This is a genomic window from Azospirillum sp. A1-3, from assembly GCF_023806445.1.
Classification (GTDB): Bacteria; Pseudomonadota; Alphaproteobacteria; order Azospirillales; family Azospirillaceae; genus Azospirillum.
On record NZ_JAMSLU010000001.1, the window covers coordinates 243647 to 266045 of the forward strand.

Annotated in this window: 21 protein-coding genes and 1 tRNA gene; 14 read left to right on the plus strand and 8 right to left on the minus strand. The window is 67.7% G+C overall.

Going from position 1 to position 22399, the window contains the following annotated elements:
• Nucleotides 1-64: 64 nt before the first annotated feature.
• From M5E06_RS01115 to M5E06_RS01125, 3 genes are all read right to left on the minus strand, one after another.
• Nucleotides 65-373: a hypothetical protein gene (locus M5E06_RS01115; RefSeq protein ID WP_252136865.1), complete on the minus strand. Its 309-nt coding sequence runs from the start codon at nt 371-373 to the stop codon at nt 65-67.
• 239 nt (nt 374-612) lie between these two features.
• Nucleotides 613-1479 carry a prephenate dehydratase gene (locus tag M5E06_RS01120; RefSeq protein ID WP_252136866.1) on the minus strand — a complete coding sequence of 289 codons (867 nt, stop codon included), beginning with the start codon at nt 1477-1479 and terminating at the stop codon, nt 613-615.
• Nucleotides 1480-1559: 80 nt separating this feature from the next.
• The gene (locus M5E06_RS01125) at nt 1560-2333 is read right to left on the minus strand and encodes a 3-deoxy-manno-octulosonate cytidylyltransferase (protein ID WP_252136867.1); all 774 of its coding nucleotides are present in this window, start codon (nt 2331-2333) and stop codon (nt 1560-1562) included.
• 311 nt (nt 2334-2644) lie between these two features.
• Between M5E06_RS01125 and M5E06_RS01130 the strand changes: the two genes are divergently transcribed.
• The gene (locus M5E06_RS01130) at nt 2645-3184 is read left to right on the plus strand and encodes a c-type cytochrome (protein WP_252136868.1); all 540 of its coding nucleotides are present in this window, start codon (nt 2645-2647) and stop codon (nt 3182-3184) included.
• 128 nt (nt 3185-3312) lie between these two features.
• Here M5E06_RS01130 and M5E06_RS01135 read toward each other — a convergent pair whose 3' ends face one another.
• Nucleotides 3313-4179 carry an NUDIX hydrolase gene (locus M5E06_RS01135; protein WP_252136869.1) on the minus strand — a complete coding sequence of 289 codons (867 nt, stop codon included), beginning with the start codon at nt 4177-4179 and terminating at the stop codon, nt 3313-3315.
• A gap of 174 nt (nt 4180-4353) precedes the next feature.
• Between M5E06_RS01135 and M5E06_RS01140 the strand changes: the two genes are divergently transcribed.
• The 4 genes from M5E06_RS01140 to M5E06_RS01155 all read left to right on the plus strand — a co-directional run bounded on the left by M5E06_RS01140 (nt 4354) and on the right by M5E06_RS01155 (nt 10734).
• Nucleotides 4354-4809 carry a response regulator gene (locus tag M5E06_RS01140; protein WP_252136870.1) on the plus strand — a complete coding sequence of 152 codons (456 nt, stop codon included), beginning with the start codon at nt 4354-4356 and terminating at the stop codon, nt 4807-4809.
• Nucleotides 4810-5744: 935 nt separating this feature from the next.
• Entirely contained in the window at nt 5745-7691 is a 1947-nt protein-coding gene (locus M5E06_RS01145; protein ID WP_109151666.1) for a PrkA family serine protein kinase, read from the plus strand.
• Nucleotides 7692-7824: 133 nt separating this feature from the next.
• A complete protein-coding gene (locus M5E06_RS01150; protein ID WP_252136871.1) occupies nt 7825-9117 on the plus strand; it encodes a YeaH/YhbH family protein in 1293 nt (430 codons plus the stop codon).
• A gap of 63 nt (nt 9118-9180) precedes the next feature.
• Nucleotides 9181-10734 carry a SpoVR family protein gene (locus M5E06_RS01155; RefSeq protein WP_109151664.1) on the plus strand — a complete coding sequence of 518 codons (1554 nt, stop codon included), beginning with the start codon at nt 9181-9183 and terminating at the stop codon, nt 10732-10734.
• 22 nt (nt 10735-10756) lie between these two features.
• Here M5E06_RS01155 and M5E06_RS01160 read toward each other — a convergent pair whose 3' ends face one another.
• A complete protein-coding gene (locus M5E06_RS01160) occupies nt 10757-11602 on the minus strand; it encodes a PilZ domain-containing protein (protein ID WP_252136872.1) in 846 nt (281 codons plus the stop codon).
• Between the two features lie 187 nt (nt 11603-11789).
• Between M5E06_RS01160 and M5E06_RS01165 the strand changes: the two genes are divergently transcribed.
• From M5E06_RS01165 to M5E06_RS01185, 5 genes are all read left to right on the plus strand, one after another.
• Nucleotides 11790-12899 carry a serine hydrolase domain-containing protein gene (locus M5E06_RS01165; RefSeq protein ID WP_252136873.1) on the plus strand — a complete coding sequence of 370 codons (1110 nt, stop codon included), beginning with the start codon at nt 11790-11792 and terminating at the stop codon, nt 12897-12899.
• A gap of 170 nt (nt 12900-13069) precedes the next feature.
• A complete protein-coding gene (locus M5E06_RS01170; protein ID WP_252136874.1) occupies nt 13070-14815 on the plus strand; it encodes a long-chain-fatty-acid--CoA ligase in 1746 nt (581 codons plus the stop codon).
• Nucleotides 14812-15102 (plus strand): acylphosphatase, encoded by a 291-nt coding sequence (locus tag M5E06_RS01175; protein WP_252136875.1) that lies wholly within the window; start codon nt 14812-14814, stop codon nt 15100-15102. Before M5E06_RS01170 ends, M5E06_RS01175 begins: the two co-directional genes overlap by 4 nt.
• A gap of 73 nt (nt 15103-15175) precedes the next feature.
• Nucleotides 15176-16051: a hypothetical protein gene (locus M5E06_RS01180; protein ID WP_252136876.1), complete on the plus strand. Its 876-nt coding sequence runs from the start codon at nt 15176-15178 to the stop codon at nt 16049-16051.
• Entirely contained in the window at nt 16038-16550 is a 513-nt protein-coding gene (locus M5E06_RS01185; RefSeq protein ID WP_109151657.1) for a DUF8265 family protein, read from the plus strand. The genes M5E06_RS01180 and M5E06_RS01185 overlap by 14 nt, the downstream gene beginning before the upstream one ends.
• On the opposite strand, the gene lipB is transcribed toward M5E06_RS01185, so the two are convergent.
• Nucleotides 16547-17278 (minus strand): lipoyl(octanoyl) transferase LipB, encoded by a 732-nt coding sequence (lipB, locus tag M5E06_RS01190; RefSeq protein WP_252136877.1) that lies wholly within the window; start codon nt 17276-17278, stop codon nt 16547-16549. The two genes, M5E06_RS01185 and lipB, sit on opposite strands and share 4 nt — an antisense overlap.
• A 175-nt stretch (nt 17279-17453) precedes the next feature.
• On the opposite strand from lipB, the gene M5E06_RS01195 reads away from it, so the two are divergent.
• A tRNA-Leu gene (locus M5E06_RS01195) sits at nt 17454-17538 on the plus strand.
• Nucleotides 17539-17644: 106 nt separating this feature from the next.
• Here M5E06_RS01195 and M5E06_RS01200 read toward each other — a convergent pair.
• Nucleotides 17645-18358, minus strand: coding sequence for a phosphatase PAP2 family protein (locus M5E06_RS01200; RefSeq protein WP_252136878.1), 714 nt, complete (start codon nt 18356-18358; stop codon nt 17645-17647).
• A gap of 160 nt (nt 18359-18518) precedes the next feature.
• Nucleotides 18519-18821 carry an STAS domain-containing protein gene (locus M5E06_RS01205; RefSeq protein WP_109151654.1) on the minus strand — a complete coding sequence of 101 codons (303 nt, stop codon included), beginning with the start codon at nt 18819-18821 and terminating at the stop codon, nt 18519-18521.
• A gap of 382 nt (nt 18822-19203) precedes the next feature.
• Here M5E06_RS01205 and mgtE point away from each other — a divergent pair, with 382 nt between their 5' ends.
• The 3 genes from mgtE to thiS all read left to right on the plus strand — a co-directional run bounded on the left by mgtE (nt 19204) and on the right by thiS (nt 22208).
• Nucleotides 19204-20652, plus strand: coding sequence for a magnesium transporter (mgtE, locus tag M5E06_RS01210; protein ID WP_252136879.1), 1449 nt, complete (start codon nt 19204-19206; stop codon nt 20650-20652).
• Between the two features lie 177 nt (nt 20653-20829).
• On the plus strand, nt 20830-22005 hold the full coding sequence (thiO, locus tag M5E06_RS01215) for a glycine oxidase ThiO (RefSeq protein ID WP_252136880.1): 1176 nt from the start codon (nt 20830-20832) through the stop codon (nt 22003-22005).
• On the plus strand, nt 22002-22208 hold the full coding sequence (gene thiS, locus M5E06_RS01220; RefSeq protein ID WP_136705103.1) for a sulfur carrier protein ThiS: 207 nt from the start codon (nt 22002-22004) through the stop codon (nt 22206-22208). Before thiO ends, thiS begins: the two co-directional genes overlap by 4 nt.
• The last annotated feature ends 191 nt before the right edge of the window (nt 22209-22399 follow it).

Below are 22399 nucleotides of genomic sequence, written 5' to 3' on the forward strand. Positions count from 1 at the left end.
CCGCAAAGCGTAACACAGCGCGTCAGGCCGGTCATGCAGCGCATAGATGGAAGCCAGAGCCCCCTCAATGCCGCCGTTGCGGCCCCATGGCCCGCGCCGGGGAGCAGCGGCGGTCGAAGGGGTTGGGGTGGCGGGTGCAGGTGTCGTTGTAGAGCGTCATCAGCGAGGCCGCTTCGGCCGGATGGCGGCGGTGGGTGCTGCACAGGTTGTCCCACACCATCTGGCGGACGGCGGCGTCGCCCCAGGGCTCAACCAAAAGCGAGGCACCCTTTTCCAGGGCGGTCATGAAGGGGAGATGTTCGTGGGCGGCGATCTGCGCCACCTCCTCCGCCTCCAGATTCGCCAACCCCAGGCAATCGTCCATCGTGAGCATGGCAACCTCCATCCGTGGCGCCATGGCCGTCGGCGGGGTTTCACCCGTCAGCCGCCGTGGTGTCTTGTTGTATTCGTAGGCTTATGAGTCCGGTCCTTGCCGGTCTTTATTGTATAACAACTTTCGCTAATCATGCCCAGCACCTGCCGAACGCGGCCATGGCTAAGTCGCGTCACTGCGGCGGAATGACGCGCGACTTGCGGCAACTGCGAAAAGACTTGCGGCGTTGCGGGAGAGACTCAGTCCTCGCCGACGCGCTGGCTCTCCTGATAGCGGAACGGGTTGGCCGGATAGACGCCGAGGATCTTCACCTCGCGGGCGAAGAAATCCAGTTCCTCCAGGGCGAGGCGCAGCAGGCGTTCGTCCGGATGGCCCTCCACGTCGGCGTAGAACTGCGTCTGGGTGAAGTGGCCGCCGACCATATAGCTTTCCAGCTTGGTCATGTTGACGCCGTTGGTGGCGAAGCCGCCCAGCGCCTTGTACAGAGCGGCCGGCACGCTGCGGACGCGGAAGACGAAGGTGGTGATCGTCTTGCAGGAGCCCAGCGCCGGCAGCTTCGGCTCGCGCGCCAGGATCAGGAAGCGGGTGGTGTTGTGGGTGGCGTCCTCGATCCCGCTCTTCAGGATGTCGAGGCCGTAGATCTCCGCCGCCAGCGAGGAGGCGATGGCGGCATGGCGCGGGTCGTTCATCGCCGCGATCTCTTTCGCCGCCCCCGCCGTGTCGGCATGGTTGATCGCCTGCAGGCCCAACTCGCGGATGGCGGTCTGGCACTGGGACAGCGCCTGGATGTGGCTGCGCACGGTCTGGATGCTGTCCAGCGTGGCGCCCTTCGGCGCCAGCAGCTGGTGGTTCACCCGCTGGAAATGCTCGCCGATGATGTGCAGGCCGCCTTCGGGCAGCAGGTAATGGTTGTCGGCGACGCGGCCGGCGATGGAGTTCTCCACCGGAATCATCGCCAGCGAGGCGCGGCCTTCGCGCACCGCCGAGAAGGCGTCCTCGAAGGTGGCGCAGGGCATCGTCGTCATGGTCGGCCGCGCGTTGCGGCAGGCCAGATCGGAATAGGCGCCGGGGAAGCCCTGGAAGGCGATGATGTTGGAGCTGGGCATGGACAAAGTTCCCCCGGCGGATCTTGGAAAGGCGGGTCGGTAAGGTTTCAGCCGGCCTTGCGGCCGGACATCATCAGATCTCAGCCGCCCTTGCGGGCGGACAGGAGGGCGCAGGCGCGCTCCAGGTCGGCGGGAGTATCGACACCCAACGGAACCGCGTCAACGACCGCCGCGTCGATGCGCATGCCATTGGACAGGGCGCGCAGCTGCTCCAGCCGCTCGCGCTGCTCCAGCACCGAGGGCGGCAGCGACACGAAACGCTCCAGCGCCGCCCGGCGGTAGGCGTAGAGGCCGATGTGGTGATAGAGCGGACCGTCTCCGGTCGGCGCGGTGGCGCGGGTGAAATAAAGCGCACGGCCCTGGCGGGCGCCGGCGGGCAGCTCCAGCACCGCCTTGACCACGTTGGGGTCGCTGATCTCCTCCTCCCGCGTGATCTCGACGACCAGCGTGGCGATGTCGACCTCCGGGTCGGCCAGCGGAGCGAAGGCGGCGCGGACGCTCTCCGGCTCGATGGTCGGCAGGTCGCCCTGCACATTGACCACCGCGTCGTGCCGCCCCTCCGGATCGATCAGCTGCAGCGCCTCGAAGATGCGGTCGGAGCCCGAGGGATGGTCGGGGCGCGTCAGCACGGCGGTACCGCCGGCGGCCTCGACGGCGCGGGCGATCTCCGGCTCGGCGCAGGCGACCACCACCGGGCCGATGGCGGCCTCCATGGCGCGGCGCAGCACATGGACGATCATCGGCGCGCCCAGGATGTCGGCCAGCGGCTTGCCGGGCAGCCGGGTGGAGGCCATGCGCGCCGGGATCACCACGATCGGGTTGACGGGACGGGTGGGGCTGGAGGCGGTCGGCATGGCGCGGAAGCTCCGGTGGAAAGGGGATCAGGTCCGCCAGAGCGGGCCAGACGGCATTGGCGCGGGTGAAACATGGACGCCGGTGCGGCGTCAAGTGCCGGTATGACCCGGATGGAGGAGGTTTTGCAGTGCAGCGTAATGCGCAAGGAAATTAAGTGGTTGGTGACTGCGACAAATTTGTATGCGACCTTTTTTCGCGGTCCGCTGGGCTATGACAAGCTTCGGACCGCGGGCTATGGTAGCCGCGGCGCGTTCAGCCGCGGGCGGGAGAAACGCCGAGTGTACTGAAATAGGGAAAAAAGGGGCTCTCAATGAGCATGGAGTGGAACAAGGTTTTCGGCGCCGTGCTGCTGGCCGGGCTGATCGCGATGCTGGCCGGATTCGCGTCCAAGGTGCTGGTTCATTCGAAGCCGCTCGAACAGAGCGTCTATGTCATCGCGACGCCCGAGGGGGCAAGCGCGCCCGCCGACAAGGGTGCCGCTCCCACCGGTCCGGCGCCGATCGCGCCGCTGCTCGCCGCCGCCAGCCCGGAAGCCGGCCAGAAGGTCGCCAAGGCCTGCGCCGCCTGCCACAGCTTCGACAAGGGCGGTTCGGCCAAGGTCGGCCCGAACCTGTACGGCGTCCTCGGCGGTCCGAAGGGCCACATGCAGGGCTTCAGCTATTCCGATGCCCTGGTCAAGACCGGCGGCACCTGGACCTATGACGAGCTGAACAAGTTCCTCTACGACCCGAAGGCTTATGCCCCGGGCACCAAGATGACCTTCGCCGGCCTGAAGAAGGACGACGACCGCGCCGCTGTCATCGCCTACCTGCGCTCGCTGGCCGACAGCCCGCAGCCGCTGCCGCAGTAAGGCCCAGGGCAAGCAACGCTCAGGGTAAGCAAGGCTCTGGTAAAGGCACCGGGCGCGCCCGCGGCCGGAAACAAAAAAGGCCCCGCTCTCGCAAGAGAGCGGGGCCTTTTGTTTGACCGGAGTCGGGCCTACCGGCGCAGGCCGCAGGCGATCTCCAGATAGTCGGGGTCGTTCTCCGGGGTCAGCCAGCCGTGGCGGACCAGGAAGTCGATCACCACGAGGTTGACGTTGAACTTCCAGTCGCCGGTGCCCCGCACCGAGTCGGCCACCTTGTCCAGCGGCCAGAGTTCGAAGGCCTCCACCTCGCCGTCGGTGTTGACCGGGGTGACGCCGGGCGGAAGCTCCAGGTCGTAGACGAACAGGCGGTCGCGCTTCAGCCCGGCCGGAGTCTCCATGGTGTAGCTGATGGCGCCGACCGGCACGGCGCGCCGCGCGGTCTCGGCGTCGAGCCCGGCCTCCTCCGCCGCCTCCTTCTCCAGGTTTTCGGCCAGCGTCAGGCCGATCGGCTGGCCGCCGGCGATCAGGTTGTCGAACTGGCCCGGCGCCACCTCGCGGTCGCGGGCGCGGCGGCCGACCCACAGCAGCAGGCCGCCGGCCCCATTACCGCTGGCCTCATCGCGGACGAAGCCGTTGATGTGCAGGCCATAGGCCTCGATGCCGAAGGCGCCGACCGCGGCGCGGTCCAGCCGGGCCAGCGGCTCCGCCCCCCAGCGTGGCAGGATGGGGTAATATTCCCCGCGCAGCGCCTTGACCGTGCCCTGCTCCACCAGATAGGCGGCGGCATGGTCGAGCAGGGTGGAGCGCGCTTCGAAGTCCCGGATCTCGGGCGCAATGGTCAGCCGGTCGGCGGTGACGACGAAGCCGGGATCGACGCCGGGCAGCGCGTCGGCCAGGGCATGGCGCACCCAGCCCACGGTGTGGCCGTCCAGCTCGAAGGGGCGGAAACCGGACAGGTCGTGCGCGTTGCACGCGCGGATGTGATCGAGGAAGCTCATGCGTTCCATCTAAGCGGGGCCGGAGGACCGGCGCAACCGCTCATCCAGGGCACTCCGCCCCTCGCATTTTTGGACATCTTGCGTGGTTCTGGTTGCCATCGTACACAGGTTCAGTCACGAAATGACCCCCGGCGCCAGTCCGCCGAGGGTGGCTCAAGCGAAAGGGCGGGCGTGGTGGCTGACCGATCGGCTGAGGATGCTGCTGAAGACACTGGGGCAGGCGGGACGGAGACGCCGTTCGGCGCCTTGTCGGTCCTGGTTGTCGAGGACGAGTCCTTCACCCGCATGGTGTTGGCGAAGATGCTGGGCACGCTGGGCGTCAAGGCGGTCCATCAGGCCGCCGACGGCGAGTCGGGCCTTGCCGCCGTCGCCGCACACTCTCCCGATCTGGTGCTGTGCGACGTGGAAATGCAGCCGATGGACGGCTTCGGCTTCGTCCGCGCGCTGCGCGCCGGCGGCGAGCCTTACCGGCATGCCCTGCCGGTGGTGCTGATGAGCGGCCGTGTCGACAGCGACCGTGAGGCCCAGGCGCGTGACGGCGGCGCCGACGCGGTGCTGGCCAAGCCGGTCACCCCCGCCAGCCTGCGCGGGGTGCTGGCCATGGGGCTGGGGACCAGCCTTCTGGCCTGAGCGGGCCTTGCCCGAACGTCGCGTTTACCGCCTGTGATTGTCGCTCCCGACGGCGGCGGCCGGCAGGGTGCGGACCCCTCCTTAAAATTTCCCACCCCGTGGCAAGCTTGCCAAGCCGTTGAAACAATTCGGTAATCGAGCGGTATTCCCCCACCGCGCCGCATGGGTGCCCCATCCTCACCCAATTTCCGCCTTGTTGATGGGGATGATTGGGACGCAACATGATCTCAAAGAGGTATTGGGCGAGGTATTGGGGCGAGGTGTTACGGAGCACCGGCCATACGATACGGCCAGCCGCAATGTCGCTTGCGAGATTTTGTTAAGGTTTGGAGTCCAGCATCGACGGTAAATCCCTGCGCCGTGCTTGGTCGAGGCGGCGCGCTTGCTTGAGGAGGCCGATGGCGTGATCAAGAGGGCCCGATCGAACCGCAATGGATCGACCAGCACTGGGCAACTCTCCCCGACCGGACGGGCAACGACGACTGCCGCCGGATACACGCCGTCTCTCTGCAAAGCCGTCACACTCCAATCGCCGAACCTTCCGCCGCACGCGCGGCAAACACGCGCGCTGGTTGAGCAGGTGCGCTCGCCGCACCCACACTGGCCGTGGGACCTAGGTCCTATGGCTGAGGCCGGCTCCACAGCGGGCTTTCCGGCTATGGAGCCTGAGTGCCTGGAAAGCTCTAGGTGGAGCATTACATTCAAAAATGACTCGTTCGGGGGTTGCCGCGTCGCAGGACGGACGGCTCCCGGCCTTCACAGGACCGTTCCTTACACCAGACCGCTGGCTTCTACCGCTGAGCGGGGAGGCTGTGGACCCCTTGAGGTCCGCGTCTTCCCTGGAGTGCCCCATGGATCGCGGCATGCGCCGCGGCCTGCCGCCGCAGCCACCGGCGGCGCCCCGGCGCATCGGACCAGATAAGACGGAGCGACGAATGTTCCCGGCCGACGAACTGTTCACGCGCTACACGCAGAATTACGAGACCCGCCGCGAGACCGAGATGTCCCTGATGGACTATCTCCAGCTGTGCCGCGACGACCCCATGTCCTACGCCTCGGCCTCCGAACGCATCCTGGCCGCCATCGGCGAACCGGAGGTGGTCGACACGGCCCGCGACCCGCGGTTGGGCCGCATCTTCATGAACCGGACCATCAAGGTCTATCCCGCCTTCTCCGAGTTCTACGGCATGGAAGAGACGATCGAGCGGATCGTCGGATTCTTCCGGCACGCCGCACAGGGCCTGGAGGAGCGCAAGCAGATCCTCTACCTGCTGGGCCCGGTCGGCGGCGGCAAGTCGTCGCTGGCGGAGCGGCTGAAATCGCTGGTGGAGAAATGCCCGATCTACGTCCTGAAGGCCGGCAAGGAGATCAGCCCGACCTTCGAAAGCCCGCTCGGCCTGTTCAACCCGGACGAGATCGGCGACGAGCTTGAGGAACGCTTCGGCATCCCGAAGCGCCGCCTGACCGGACTGATGAGCCCGTGGGCGGTCAAGCGCCTCGACGAGTTCGGCGGCGACATCAACCGCTTCAAGGTGGTGAAGCTGCATCCCAGCAAGCTGCGCCAGATCGGCGTGACAAAGACTGAGCCGGGCGACGAGAACAACCAGGACATCTCGTCCCTGGTCGGCAAGGTCGACATCCGCAAGCTGGAGATCTACAGCCAGAACGATCCCGACGCCTACAGCTTCTCCGGCGGCCTGAACCGGGCGACCCAGGGCATGCTGGAATTCGTCGAGATGTTCAAGGCTCCGATCAAGATGCTGCACCCCCTGCTGACCGCGACGCAGGAGGGCAACTATGTCGGGTCGGAGAACATCGGCGCCATCCCCTTCCAGGGCGTGATCCTGGCCCACTCCAACGAGGCGGAGTGGCAGACCTTCAAGAACAACAAGAACAACGAAGCCTTCATCGACCGCATCTGCGTCATCAAGGTCCCCTACTGCCTGCGGGTGGCGGAGGAGCAGAAGATCTACGAGAAGCTGGTCCGCAGTTCCGATCTGGCGACCGCACCCTGCGCCCCGGCGACGCTGGAGATGCTGGCCCGCTTCTCGGTGCTGTCGCGCCTGCGCGAGCATCCGAACAGCAGCTTCTACAGCAAGATGCGGGTCTATGACGGCGAAAGCGTCAAGGAAACCGATCCCAAAGCCAAGTCGATGCAGGAGTACAAGGATCAGGCCGGCGTCGACGAGGGCATGGGCGGCATCTCCACCCGCTTCGCCTTCAAGGTCCTGGCCTCGACCTTCAACTACGACTCGACGGAGATCTCGGCCGATCCGGTGCATCTGATGTATGTGCTGGAACAGGCAATCCGGCGCGAACAGTTCCCGGAGGAGACGGAGAAGAAGTACGTCGAGTTCATCAAGGCCGAACTCGCCCCGCGCTATGCCGAGTTCATCGGCAACGAGATCCAGAAGGCCTATCTGGAATCCTACTCCGATTACGGCCAGAACCTGTTCGACCGCTACGTGGACTATGCCGACGCCTGGATCGAGGATCAGGACTTCAAGGATCCCGACACCGGCCAGCTGATGAACCGCGAGCTGCTGAACCAGGAGCTGACCAAGATCGAGAAGCCGGCGGGCATCGCCAACCCGAAGGACTTCCGCAACGAGGTGGTGAAGTTCGCCCTGCGCGCCCGGGCGGCGAATGCCGGACGCAACCCGTCCTGGACCTCCTACGAGAAGATCCGCGAGGTCATCGAGAAGCGGATGTTCAGCCAGGTCGAGGATCTGCTGCCGGTCATCAGCTTCGGCTCGAAGAAGGACGGCGAGACCGAGAAGAAGCACACCGAGTTCGTCTCGCGCATGATGACCCGCGGCTACACCGAGCGGCAGGTCCGCCGGCTGGTCGAGTGGTACATGCGGGTCAAGCAGGCGGGCTGAGTTCAGTAGACTGCTGGGTGCATAATTGCCGCGGGGCGGGGTGTTGCAACGCCCCGCGGCGACCCCACTGTCATAGAATGCTGTCAGAGTTCGAAGGCCGCGTGACGAAACGGGTGGGAGGGCCAGCCCCTTGATGAACATCATCGACCGTCGCCTGAACCCGCAAGGCAAGAGCCTGGCCAACCGCCAGCGCTTCCTGCGCCGTGCCAAGGAACAGGTGGTCAAGGCGGTCCGCGACGCCTCCGGCAAGCGGGGCATCCAGGATATCGAGAACGGCGAGAAGGTGACGATCGCCGCCGGCGGCGTGCGCGAACCGTCCTTCCACCGCGCCAGCCAGGGCGGGGTGCGCGACTATGTCGTGCCCGGCAACAAGGAATATGTGGAAGGCGACACCATCCAGCGCCCGGACGGCGGTGGCGGCGGTCGCGGCAGCGAGGGCAGCGCCGACGGGGAGGGCGAGGACGAGTTCCGCTTCGTCCTGTCGCGCGACGAGTTCCTCGACATCTTCCTGGAGGATCTGGAGCTTCCCGATCTGGTGAAGCAGAAGGTCAAGCAGTCGGAATCGCACACGCTGACCCGGGCCGGCTATTCGGTGTCGGGATCGCCCGCCAACCTGAACCTCGTCCGCACCATGCGGAACAGCCTGTCGCGCCGCATCGCGCTGAAGCGCCCCAAGCGCGACGAAATCCGAGAGCTGGAGGAGTTGCTGCGCGAGGCCGAGGAGGCCGGCGAGGATGCCGACCAGATCCAGGCGCTGCGCGAACAGCTGGAACACATCGTCCTGCGCTCCAAGCGCATTCCCTTCATCGACCCGATCGACGTCCGCTACAACCGGTTCGAATCGGTGCCGAAGCCGATCGCCCAGGCGGTGATGTTCTGCCTGATGGACGTGTCCGGTTCGATGACCGAGCACATGAAGGATCTGGCCAAGCGCTTCTTCATGCTGCTGTACCTGTTCCTGCGGCGGCGGTACCGGTCGGTCGACATCGTCTTCATCCGCCACACCCACGAGGCCAAGGAGGTCGACGAGGAAACCTTCTTCTACTCCACCGAGACCGGCGGCACCGTGGTGTCGACCGCGCTGGAGGAGATGCAGAAGGTCGTGCAGGACCGCTATCCGCACAATGAATGGAACATCTACGCCGCCCAGGCGTCGGACGGCGACAACATGTCGTCGGACAACGCCAAGTCGGCGACCCTGCTGCGCGATGTCATCCTGCCGATGTGCCAGTATTTCGCCTACATTGAGGTGGCGGCGGAACACAACATGGGCCTGTCGGCGCTGGGCCGCGAGACGGAGCTGTGGCGCACCTACAAGCAGGTGCAGAGCCCGGAACGCCCGCTGGCGATGCGCCGCGTCCGCTCCCGCCGGGAGATCTTCCCGGTCTTCCGCGAGCTGTTCGCCCGCGAGAAGGCGGGAGCGTAAGGGGATAAAGGGAAATCACCGCCCCCATCCCATAGCCGGGGGGGCGGTAGGGGGAGATCGAGAATGACCGCTGTGATCACCAGACCCGACGCGCTGCTGTATGACGGCGTCGAGTGGGATTACGACAAGATCAAGCGCGTCTACGACGCCGTCGAGCACATCGCGCTGAAGGAAATGGGCCTCGACGTCTATCCCAATCAGATCGAGGTCATCACCGCCGAGCAGATGCTCGACGCCTATTCGTCCATCGGCATGCCGCTGATGTACAAGCACTGGTCCTTCGGCAAGCATTTCGCCCGCGACGAGATGATGTACCGCAAGGGCTATCGCGGCTTGGCCTACGAGATCGTCATCAATTCCAGCCCCTGCATCAGCTACATCATGGAAGAGAACACCATGACGATGCAGACGCTGGTGATCGCCCACGCCGCCTTCGGCCACAATCACTTCTTCAAGAACAACCAGCTGTTCCAGCAATGGACCGACGCCCAGGGCATCCTGGACTATCTGGAATTCGCCAAGACCTACATCACCCATTGCGAGGAACGCTACGGCCATGCCGCGGTGGAGCGGGTGCTGGACGCCGCCCATGCGCTGATGAGCCAGGGCGTGCACAAATATCCGAAGAAGCGCTCCGACCTGCGGACCGAACAGCGGCGCGAGCGCGAGCGGCAGGAATATCAGGACCAGACCTTCAACGATCTGTGGCGCACGGTGCCCAAAACCGCCGCCGGCCCGCGTCCGGCCAAGTCGGTGTCGGAGCGCAAGAAGCTGCTGGGACTGCCTGAGGAGAACATCCTCTATTTCCTGGAGAAGAAGGCGCCGCGGCTGGAGCATTGGCAGCGCGAGATCCTGCGCATCGTCCGCCACATCTCCCAGTATTTCTATCCGCAGAAACAGACCAAGGTGATGAACGAGGGCTGCGCCACCTACGTCCATTACCAGATCATGAGCCGCCTGCACGAGACCGGCCAGATCAGCGAAGGCGCCTTCCTGGAGTTCCTGCACTCCCATACCTCGGTGGTGTTCCAGCCGGAGTTCGACGACAAGCGCTTCTCCGGCCTGAACCCCTACGCGATCGGCTTCGCGATGATGCAGGACATCGCCCGCATCGCCGAGAAACCGACCGACGAGGACCGCCAGTGGTTCCCCGACCTCGCCGGCCAGGGCGACGGCATGGCGGCGGTGCGCGAGGCCTGGGCCAATTTCCGCGACGAGAGCTTCGTCCTGCAATATCTCAGCCCGCATCTGATGCGGAAACTGAAGCTGTTCAGCGTGCGCGACGACGCGGAGGACCCCTATCTGCTGGTCGATCACATTCACAACGAGCGCGGCTATCGCGACATCCGCAAGAAGCTGGCCCGCCAGTACGACCTCGGCTACCTGGAGCCGGACATCCAGATCGTCGACGTCGATCTTGCCGGCGACCGCAAGCTGATCCTGCAGCACCGCGTCACCAACGGCGTGCTGCTGGACGAGAGCGACGCCAAGGCGGTGCTGCGCCACATCGCCAACCTGTGGGGCTACGAGGTCCAGCTGATCGAGGTGTCGGCGATCTCCGAAGCGATCCTGAAGGAACATGCCGTGACGGCGCCCAGCGGGATCGGCGTGATGTGAGTTTGGAGGTGAAGGAGGTCGGTCAGCGCTCCGGTTCGGGTTTGATGCCGGCCTCCTTCATCGCGTGTATCAGGTCCAGCATCACGGTGCTGATGTCGGGGAAGGACAGGGCCACCGCGCGGCGGTCGGGGTCGAGGCGCACCACATGGGCGATCTGCCGGCCGCCGATGCGATGGCTGGTCTTATCCGGACCCACCGGAATTTCCGGGCAATACAGCTCCAGCCGCAGCCTGCCGCCGACGGCATGGGCGAATTCCTCCGGCGGCAGGTCGACCAGCAGGCCGCGGGTCGACCAGTTGATCGTCGTGCAGCGCCGCCCCTCCGCCTCCACCGCCAGGACCGGGTCCATGTAGCGGATGGCGCGGCGGCGCTCGATGCCGTTGGGCGGCTTGGCGCCGACATCGTGCTGGTCCAGCTTGTGCTTGGCCGCCTGCTTGGTGCGGTCGTCCACCCCGTCCTTGCTGGTCATCAGCGTCGCCTGCACGCGCCGCTCGACACCGTGGCGGAACTCGTCGTCGGCGCCGAAGCGCAGGGCCTTGGCAAAATGGTCTTTGGCCTGGGTCAGCAGCGCGTTGCGTCCCTTTTCGTCGCCGCGATGGCCGCAGCGTTCGGCCTGGATCAGCAGCGAATCGACGCTGCGCTGATAGGCGCCGCGCTGGACGGCGCGGGTCAGCTCGCGGAACTCGGCGGCGCGCAGGCTGGGGAATTCCCGGGTCTTCAGCAGCCCGGCCATTCCCTCCGCCAGCGAATCGACGCGGGCGGGGTCGCCGGTCTCCGCCTCCCGGCGCAGGGTCCGTATCGCTTCCTCCGCCTTGCGAAGCAGCTGGTCTTCCAGTTTCCGGCGCTGGTCGGCGTCCATCACGGGCATGGCGCGGCCCTCCACGGGGGCGGTTTCATAAGGATACAGCAGGTCGGCGGCGGGTGACAGCCGACAGTTGTGGTTAACGGTCCACCTGCGGGGCGCCCCAGTAGGAGCGGACCCGATTTTCCTTTGCCTTGTGGGTGCCTTCTTATCTGTGGTGACAAACAGGACGGGTAGCGGGAGTGGGCGAGTGATGGACAAGAACAAGAATAATTTGGCGGGTGCGGATACCGAACCGGACTTGCTGGCCGCTGCCCTGACCGATCTGCTGGGGGAGGAGAGCGCGAGCCCCGCCCCGGCCGGGACTGCCGTCGTCGCCTTTCTCCGCGGCCGGGGAGCCGATGCGGAGCCGATCCGTACGCTGGTGCTGCGGCGGAAGCCCGTGAGCGGAGCGGCGGCGGCCGATCCAACCGATCCAGCCGATCCGGCCGACCGGCGCGCCCTGGTCTACAGCCTGACCAAGACGATCCTCGCCGCCGCCGTGCTGCGGCTGGCCGCGCGCGGCGTGGTCGATCTCGACGGGCCGGCAGAGCGCTGGCTGCCGGAACTGGCTGGGCGGCCGGTGTCGGTCAGCGTGGCGCAGATCCTGACCCACCGCGCCGGGCTGCCCGATTATGGCGGCCGGGCCGATTACCATGCCGCCGTCGCCGCCGGAACGGAGCCCTGGAGCGGCGAGGAGTTCCTCGCCCGTTGCGGGGTGGAGGGGGTGCCGGTCGGCAGCTTCGCCTATTCCAACATCGGCTATCTGCTGATCGGCCGGCTGCTGGAGCGGGCGGGCGGCGCCCCGCTGGCGGAGCTGCTGGCGCGCGAGGTCTTCGACCCGCTCGGGCTGTCCAGCGCGTCGCTTCTGCGCGACCGCTCCGACCTCACCGGGCTGTTCTTCGGTCCGAGCCCGACCTTCGGCGGGGATGCGGTGGAGAAGGCCTATCATCCCGGCTGGGTGTCGCATGGGGTGGTGGCGATGACGGCGGCGGATGCCTGCCGCTTCATCCACGGCCTGACCGAGGACTACCTGCCGGATGCGCTGCTGCGGCGGATGCGGGACGGTCTGCCGGTCGGCGGGCCGATGGGCGGGCGGCCCTGGGTCGAGCCGTCCTATGGGCTCGGCATGATGGTGGAGCTGGACCCGGTGGCCGGACCCTATTGGGGCCACACCGGCGGCGGGCCGGGGGTCACGCCGGCCGCCTTCCATGCGCCGGGGCCGGTTCCGGTCTCCGTCGCCGTCTTTTTGGATGGCGAGGATGGAAACCTTGCCGAATGGATGGCGGTGGAGGTGCTGCACCGGCTGCGCGGCGTGCGATAAGGCGGCAGGCAACACAGCTCCTGCTTGTTCAGGATGGCGGCGATCCCATCTCCTCTCCAGGGGACAATCCCCCGCTTCCCGGCGTAGACTCGGGGCGGCGGCGGTGTCGGGCGAAACCGGCCACCGGAACCAGGAACTCAGGGCCAGAAATTCAGGGGAGGAACCGCGCGATGGGAGATGCCGCCCGCAAGCTGCCCGATTATCCATGGCTGGCCTCATACCCGCCGGCGGTGGATTGGGCGATGCCCATCCCGGCCCGGCCGCTGACTGAGCTGTTGGAGGGCGCCGTCGCCCGTCACGGCGACAAGCCCTGCCTGAACTTCCTGGGCAAGCGCACCAGCTATCGCGAACTGGGGCGGCTGGTCGACCGCGCCGCCCGCGGCTTCCAGGCGATCGGGGTGGGGAAGGGCACGCGGGTCGGGCTGTTCCTGCCCAACACGCCCTATTACGTCATCGCCTTCTTTGCCATCCTGAAGGCCGGCGGCACGGTGGTGAACTTCAACCCGCTCTATGCCGAGCGCGAACTGATCCACCAGATCGGCGACAGCGACATCGACCTGATGGTCACGCTGGACCTCAAGCTGCTCTACGGCAAGATGGCGCGGATGCTGGAGGAGACCGGGCTGAAGCGGCTGGTGATCTGCCGCATGGCCGACATCCTGCCCTTCCCGAAGAACTGGCTGTTTCCCATCGCCAAGCGGGCGGAGATCGCGGCGATCCCGCGCGACGACCGCCACATCCCCTTCGCCCAGTTGATCGCCAACGACGGCCGGCCGACCCCGGTCGCCATCGATGCGCAGGAGGATGTCGCGGTGCTGCAATACACCGGCGGCACCACCGGCGTGCCGAAGGGCGCGATGCTGACCCACGCCAATCTCTACGCCAACACCATCCAGTGCGCGACATGGTACGCGGCGAAGGAGCGTAAGCCGGGCGAAGGACGTGACGATGGGCAGGAGCGCATGCTGGGCGTGCTGCCGCTGTTCCATGTCTTCGCCATGACCGCGGTGATGAATTTCGGCCTGCATCTGGGGGCGGAGATCGTCCTGCTGCCGCGCTTCGAGCTGGAGCAGGTGATGCGCACCCTGCAGACGGAGCGGATCACCCTGTTCCCCGCCGTGCCGACCATCTACACCGCGATCAACCACCATAAACACTTGGAGAAGTTCGATCTTTCCTCGATCCGCTTCTGCATGTCGGGCGGGGCGCCGCTGCCGCTGGAGGTGAAGGAGGCGTTCGAACGCACGACCGGCTGCACGCTGGTGGAGGGGTATGGCCTGTCGGAATGCTCCCCCGTCGCCACCGTCAATCCGGCGGTGCTGCATTCGGACAAGAAGGGCTCCATCGGCCTGCCGCTGCCCGGGACCATCGTCGAGATCGTCAGCCTGGAGGAACCGCGCCGCGTCCTGCCGCCGGGCGAGAAGGGCGAAGTCTGCATCCGCGGGCCGCAGGTGATGAAAGGCTATTGGCGCCGCCCGGCCGAGACGGCGCAGACGCTGGTCGACGGCCGGCTGCACACCGGCGATGTCGGGGTGATGGACGAGGACGGCTATACCACCATCGTCGACCGCATCAAGGACATGATCCTGTGCAGCGGCTTCAACGTCTATCCCCGCAATGTGGAGGAGGCGATCTACCTGCACCCGGCGGTCGCCGAATGCGTGGTGGCGGGTTTGCCGGACGAGTATCGTGGCCAGACGGTGAAGGCCTATGTCCGGCTGGACGATGGACAGAGCCTGACCGCCGAGGAGCTGCACGCCTTCCTGAAGGACAAGCTGTCGCCCATCGAGATGCCGAAAGTCGTGGAATTCCGCCAGGAGCTGCCCAAGACCATGATCGGAAAACTGTCCCGCAAGGCCCTGCTGGACGAGGAGCAGGGCAAACGGAGCACCGCCGCGAAGGGTGGCGCGGCATGAGCGCTGTCGACCGGAAGGCGGTTCGCGTCCGCATCCAGGGCAAGGTGCAGGGGGTGTGGTATCGCGGCTGGACCGTCGATCAGGCAGACAGGCTCGGCCTGACCGGCTGGGTGCGCAATCGCAGCGACGGCACGGTGGAGGCTCTGTTCGCCGGCCCCGCCGACGCTGTCGACCGCATGCTGGTCGCCTGCCGCCGTGGCCCGCCATCGGCCATCGTCCGCGACGTGGTGTCCGAACCGGAGCAGGACCCCGGCATGGTGGGGTTCGAGCAGCGGCCGACGGCCTAGGTCCCGCATTAGCGTTCCGCTAACCATGACGGCGGCATGCTGGCCCCTCAGTGGTTTTGGGGATGGTAGCCGGATGACCGCCAGAAAACCGGATGTGGCCGGCATGAAGGCCATGCTCACCGGAGTCTTCGCCAAAGCGGCGGAGGCGAAGGGCAAGGCTGTCCGCGCGACCGTGACTGCGCCGGCGCCAAAGGCTTCCGCCGCGCCGGGACGCGGCGACCCGGCCGTTCGCCTCAGCCTGGGGGCGGAGGCGGTGCAGGATGCGCCGGCGCGGCCGTCCGAACCGCCGGCGGCCGATCTTGCCGACCGGCTGGGGCCGGCGATCCAGGCGCTGGCGCGCGATCTGGGTCGGCTGCTGACCGCCTTCGGCATGGACGGGAGCGATGCCGCCGCCGCTGAAACCGCGCTCGTCGCCCGCTTCGGCGAGGCGGAGCGCCGGGCCGCGGTCATAGCGCTGGACGGACAGGCCGGCGAGTTGCGGCCTCTGGGCGAGGACGCCGGGCCGGATGTGGTAGTGGATCTGCGGGGGATCGGCCTTGCCCTGGCCGATGGGCATGTGGATGTCAGGCTGGCCGACGCGGCCCTGGTGCTGGCGCGGGTGCCGGCCGAGGAGAAGGGCGAGGGGCTGGCCGCCATGCTCGGCGTCCTCCGCTCCTCCATCCGTCCGGGCCGGGGGCTGACGGTCGAGACCGACCGGGTCGTCATCGACGATCTCGGCCGCGTCATGGCGGCGCTGAGCGGGGCGATGTCCGGGCCGCCGCAGGGGCTGGAAGGCACGGTGACGTTGCAGCCGCTGGGTGCGCCGGAGGAAGGCGGAGCGCTGGACCTGTCGCTGTCGCTCTCCGGACGGCTGGGGGAGGTGGCCACTGCTGCGCCATCCATTCAAATGCCTGCCAAGGAGAAAGCGGTCGGCGAGGTCAAGGAGCGTGGGTTCGATGTCCGGATTTGATGCGCCCGTCAAGGCAGCCCTCTGGCTGTGCGGGCTGACGCTGCTGGGGGCCGCCCCGGCGCTGGCCGGTGCGCTGGAGCGGACGGAGCAGGGCCACATGGCGCCGCCGCAGCCGGGGGCCAGCCTGCCGATCGCGCCGCCGATCGTGCAATACGCGCTGCCGTCGCAGTGGATGACGATCCGCTCCAAGGAGGACTGGCGCAAGGCCGGCAAGTTCGAGAAGGAACTGAGCAAGGACTGCGCCGCCCTGCGCTTCAACGAGATCGAGCCGATGCGCTTCCGCGCCTATTACAAGGGCGAGGTGCTGGGCGTCGCCTTCGGCCATGGGCTGAACCTGCACGATCCTGGCAAGAAGGCCGACCGCAAGAAGATCTACCTGTTCCGCAACGGCGATTCGACCGGCTGCACCGTGCAGTCGATGGACAACCAGGACCCGCGCGTGAACCCCGCCGGCACCCAGGCGGGCACCCCGGCCGCCGGCGGGTTCAAGAAGTACTAGGCGTCCCCGTCGCCGTCCTCCTCACCGCGCATCGGGCCGCCGAACACCTCCGGCCATGCCGCGATCAGGGCGGAATCGACGTCCTCCATCGTCACCAGCTGGCCCAGCGCGACGATGGAGGTGACGCCATGCTCGGCGATGCCGCAGGGGACGATGCCGCCGAAATGGGACAGGTCCGGCTCCACGTTCAGGGCGATGCCGTGGAAGCTGACCCAGCGGCGCACGCGCACGCCGATGGCGGCGATCTTGTCCTCCTGGCCCTTCAGCCCGCCATAGGGCTGCTTGTCGACCCAGATGCCGACGCGGCCCTCGCGCCGCTCGCCCTTGATGTTGAAGGCGGCGAGCGTGCGGATGATCCATTCCTCCAGATCGCGGACGAAGCCGCGGATGTCGGCACCGCGCTTCTTCAGGTCCAGCATGACGTAGGCCACGCGCTGTCCCGGCCCATGATAGGTGTACTGGCCGCCGCGCCCGCTGCGGTAGACCGGGAAGCGGTCGGCCTCCAGCAGATCCTCGTCGCGCGCGCTGGTGCCGGCGGTGTAGAGCGGCGGATGCTCCAACAGCCAGACCAGTTCCGGCGCGGTGCCGGCGCGGATCGCCTCGACGCGCGCCTCCATCTCGGCGATGGCGTCGGGGTAGGGCACCGGCTGGTCGGAGATGCGCCACTCGATCTGCTGCGGGGCGGGCATGTCGGGCTGACTGGCGGACAGGCTGGTCGGGGAGGTCATTCGATCTGGTCTCTGATGGCGTCGGCGGACGGTGTGGGCGGAGCGGCCGGAAGGCCGTCCCGAATTTTTCTTCGCAGACGATGATTGTAACGCTTGATCGGCCATCGGGAAGCTGATATCTACCCGCTCCACCCGATGAGGCGCGCGAGCGAGCGTCGGGGACTACCAGCCTGATGCGGTCGTGGCGGAATTGGTAGACGCGCAGCGTTGAGGTCGCTGTGGGGCAACCCGTGGAAGTTCGAGTCTTCTCGACCGCACCACTCTCCCATGCAGATGGGACCATCCTGGGGATACAGGAACACCGAAAAGCCCGCAGGTCGCAAGACCGAGCGGGCTTTTTCGTATCCGGGCTTCGGTATCCGGGCCTTACCCCGCCAGCGCGTGCAGCAGCTTGGCCGCTCCCCCGCAGGCGCGGCGGACATCCTCGAACAGAACCATCATCTCGTAGATCACCAGGAAGGCGGCGCCGTAGAACCAGGGGCGCCAGCGTTCCTCCACCCAGGCGACCAGCCGGTGGATGCCGCCCATCGGCAGCAGCCGGGCGACGGCGAAGGCGCTGAGCATGCCGATCAGGGCGCCGCCGGTGACGTCGCCCGGATAATGCAGGCCCAGATAGACCCGCGGCAGCGCGATCACCAGCGCCGCCCACAGGCAGGCCAGCAGCCCCCACGGGCGCGAGGCGCGGAGGAAGGTGGCGGCCAGCGCGAAGCCAAGCGCGGCGTTGTCGCTGGGGAAGGAACTCCAATTCTTCAGGGCGTCGCGGCTCTGGCCGATCGGCGGGACGAAGGAGAGGCCGGCGTCGTGCAGCGGGCGCGGCCGGGCCGGCATCACCGCCTGGATCAGGATGGACGCCGCCACCGCCAGCACCACCGCGGCGATGGCGTCCACCACCAGCCGGCGCCCGGCCTCCGTCTCCTCGCGGCGGAACCACAGCCACCACAGGGCGGCACTGAACAGCCCCAGCTTGATCAGATAGATGTTGGCGATCCCGCGCACCGCCATGTCCAACGCCGCGCTGTGCCCCGCGAACTGGTTCAGCCACAGCAGCAGCGACTGGTCGAGACGATGCAGGTACTCCACAGGCGCTCCAAAGGTGGGGGGTACGGGAGCGGCCAGTGTTGCGTTTTTATGACATGGTGGGTCAACGGCGCATCGGAAGGCGCCGTCCGGGACCAGGACGAGCGGTTCGGGGTGCCACCCTCCCCGATTTCGGGCCGTGCGGGGGGGGGGCGTGGCCGGGTCAGCGGAACTCGATGTAGCGGTCCAGCGTGGCGCGGCGCAGCGCGCGGATGACGTGCGGGGCGGCGCCGCTGGCGACGATGTGGCCGCCAGCCTCGCGGCAGCGGTTCGCCAGGATGAACATCATCCCGATGGCGGCGGAATCGATGAAGGTGACGAAGCGCAGGTCGATCGGGACCACCGGGCTGGCCGCGAAGTCCCAGTCGCGCAACATGTCGTGGAAGCGGGTGCCGTCCTCGTAGGTGCAGCGGCCGGAGAGCAGGATGCCGTCGCGACCGCCGACGGTGGTGAAGGCATACTCCATCGGTGCTTTCGGTCCCCATCCCCATCCCGCGCCGCCGCGGACGCGGCGCGAGACGCATGGGAACATGAAGGGTCGCGGCGGTGCAAGGATATGGTGGCAATTGCGGCCGATGCCGCCGTTGCCTGCCGGTTTCCGCCGAACCGGGCTGGACAAACCGGGGCGGCGCCTCTATGTCGGGGGCGCTTCCGCCGTCACCGGTCCCGTCCCTTGACGGACGGCTCCCGGCACCGGCCGGAAGGCTTCCACAACCCGCAAACCCCGAACGCCGGCCCCAAGCGCCATCGGTCCCGTCCGATGTCGCGGAGCCGTCCCGCCGTTACCATGCCGCCGGCCACCCGGCTCAGGCATGCGGGGGATGCATCGTCGAAGGGAGGGTGCCGGCATGCACACCGATCCCCACACGCCGGATCTGCGGCCGGATCTTCGGCCGGACGGGGCCGCCCACGCCCACGGCCGCCCCCATGCCGGTCCCGAGGCGGACGACGAACGTCCCTACGGCGTCGAGCCGGAGTTCGTGGAAGAGATCGTCGGCCTGCTGCGCGCCCGCGAACGCGAGGCCGTGCTGGCGCGGCTCGACGGGCTGCATGCCGCCGACATCGCCGACCTGATCGAACAGGCGGAGCCGGCCGAGCGCGCCGACCTGATCGACCTGCTTCCCGCCGCGCTGGACGGCGAGGTGCTGTCCTACCTGAACCCCGATCTGCGCGAAGCGCTGATCGAACGGTTCGAGCCGCAGGAACTGGCCGCCGCCGTCGCCGATCTGGACACCGACGACGCGGTGGAACTGATCGAGGATCTGGACGCCGAGACGCGCGCGCAGATCCTGGCGAACCTGCCCGATGCCGAACGCGCCCTGGTGCAGGAGAACCTGACCTACGACGAGGACAGCGCCGGCCGCATGATGCAGCGCGAGCTGGTCGCGGTGCCGGAATTCTGGACGGTCGGCAAGACCATCGACTTCGTCCGTGCGGCGACCGATACGCTGCCGGAGGATTTCTACGACATCTTCATCGTCGATCCGATGCACCGGGTGGTGGGGGCGGTGCCGCTGTCGCGGCTGCTGCGCCAGCGCCGTGCCGTGCGCATCGCCGATCTGGTGACCGGCGAGGTCGACTCCATCCCCGCCACCATGGAGCGGGCGGAGGTGGCGAACCTGTTCCGCCAATACGCCCTGGTCTCCGCGCCGGTGGTCGATGCCGCCGGCCGGCTGATCGGCGTCATCACCGTCGACGACGTCGTCCGCATCATCGACGAGGAGGCGGAGGACGACCTGCGCAAGCTGAGCGGGTCGGGCGACACCGGCGTGTTCAGCGGCATCGCCGACATCGCCCGCAGCCGCGTCGGCTGGCTGACCATCAACCTCGCCACCGCCTTTTTGGCCTCCGGCGTCATCTCGCTGTTCGAGGGCACCATCGAGCAGATCGTGGCGTTGGCGGTGCTGATGCCGATCGTCGCCTCGATGGGCGGCAATGCCGGCACCCAGACGCTGACCGTCGTCGTCCGCGCGCTGGCGACGCACGACCTGTCGTCGGCCAACGCGCTGCGCGTGGTGGGCAAGGAGCTGCTGGTCGGGTTGATCAACGGCGGCATCTTCGCGGTGATGGTCGGTGCGATCGCGCTGGTCTGGTACGGCCCGCTGATCGGCATCGTCATCGGGCTCGCCATGATCATCAATCTGGTGGTGGCGGGGCTGAGCGGTGCGCTGATCCCGCTGGGGCTGGAGAAGCTCGGCGTCGATCCGGCGGTGTCGAGCGCGGTGTTCCTGACGACGGTGACGGATGTCGTCGGCTTCCTGGCCTTCCTGGGGCTGGCATCGGTGTTTTTGTTGTAGGGGGTGCTTGATATGAGGGCGGCGGCCTCGCCGGCGGGAAGAACCGATTCCGCTTGTGGGGCCAGCGAAACATTGGCATAAGGCAAGCCATAGGCCTGGGGTGCCGTGCGGTGGTCGCGCGGCTGAGAACACACCCATCGAACCTGTCTGGGTAATTCCAGCGAAGGGAGCCGCCGCATGATCCATGCGCCAGAACCGCATCCATATTCCGTTTCCGCTGCCCGTCCGTCCGTCGCCATCATCGGTGCCGGCTGCATCGGCCTTGCCATCGCCTGGAGGCTGGCGTCGGCCGGCTGCCGCGTCGATCTGTTCGAGCGGGGAGAGGCCGGGCGCGGCGCCACCCATGCCGCCGGCGGCATGCTGGCCGCCTGCGTCGAAACCGAACCGGGCGAGGAGGGGCTGCTGCCGCTGACCCGCGCCTCGCAGGCGCTGTGGCCGGACTTCGCCCGCGCTCTGGAAGCCGCGAGCGGCATGGCCGTCGATCTGCGCAGCGAAGGCACGATGGTCATCGCGCTGAACGCTGACGATGCCGCCAAGGTCCGTTTCCTGCACGGCTTCCAGCGCGACCTGGGCCTGCCGGTGGAATGGCTGAGCGGGGCCGAGGTGCGGCGGCACGAACCTTTCCTGCAGCCCGGCGTCGCCGGTGCGCTGTTCTGTGCCGGCGACCATCAGGTCGACAACCGCAAGGTCGCGGCCGCCCTGCGCCGTGCCGCTCTGGCCGCCGGTGCCCACCTGCATGAGCAGTGCGGCGAGGTGGCGCTGGCGGTGGAGGGCGGGCGCGCCGTGGGTGTGCGGGTTGCCGAAACTCTGCACCGGGCCGACCGGGTGGTGCTGGCCGCCGGGGCCTGGTCGGCCGGAGTGCCGGGACTGCCGCCCGCCGCCAAGCCGCCGGTGCGGCCGGTGAAGGGGCAGATGGTCTGCCTGAGGATGGACGCGCGGTTGCCGCTGCTGCGCCATGTGGTGTGGACGCCGGGCACCTACCTGATCCCGCGGCTGGATGGCCGGTTGCTGATCGGCGCCACCACGGAGGAGCGCGGCTTCGACGACCGTCTGACCGCCGGCGGGCAGTTCGCCCTGCTGGAGGGGGCATGGCGGGCGCTGCCCGGCATCGCCGAACTGCCGATCGAGGAGGCCTGGGTCGGCTTCCGCCCCGGCAGCCGCGACGATGCGCCGATCCTGGGCGACAGCGGCATTCCCGGCCTAATCCACGCCACCGGCCACCACCGCAACGGCATCCTGCTGACCCCGGTGACCGCCGACGGCATCGCCCGGCTGGTGCTGACCGGCGAGACCGACCCGCTGCTGCGCCCTTTCGCTGCCGACCGCTTTGTTGCGGCGGGAGCCGCCGCATGAGCGCCATCCGCATCAATGGCCGCGAAGAGCCATTGTCCGCGGCATCACTGGCCGAGCTTCTGGCCGGCCGCGGCATCGCCGAGGGTGCGCAGGGCGTCGCCGTCGCCCTGAACGGCGCCGTCGTCCCCCGCCGCCGCTGGCCCGAAACCCCGCTCCAGCCCGGCGACAGCCTGGAAATCGTCCGCCCGATCCAAGGCGGCTGACCTTAATTTCCCTCTCCGCGAGTGATCCGGGAAGAATCCCCTCTCCCCCCCGGGGAGAGGGTTAGGGTGAGGGGGGCGCGCGGCGAGGATTCTCGGAAAATCCGGCATGTGCATCCCCCTCACCCCGACCCTCTCCCCGGGGGGAGAGGGGGAGTCCCCGGGTAATCCCCCTCGGGAGAGGGCCTTCAAAA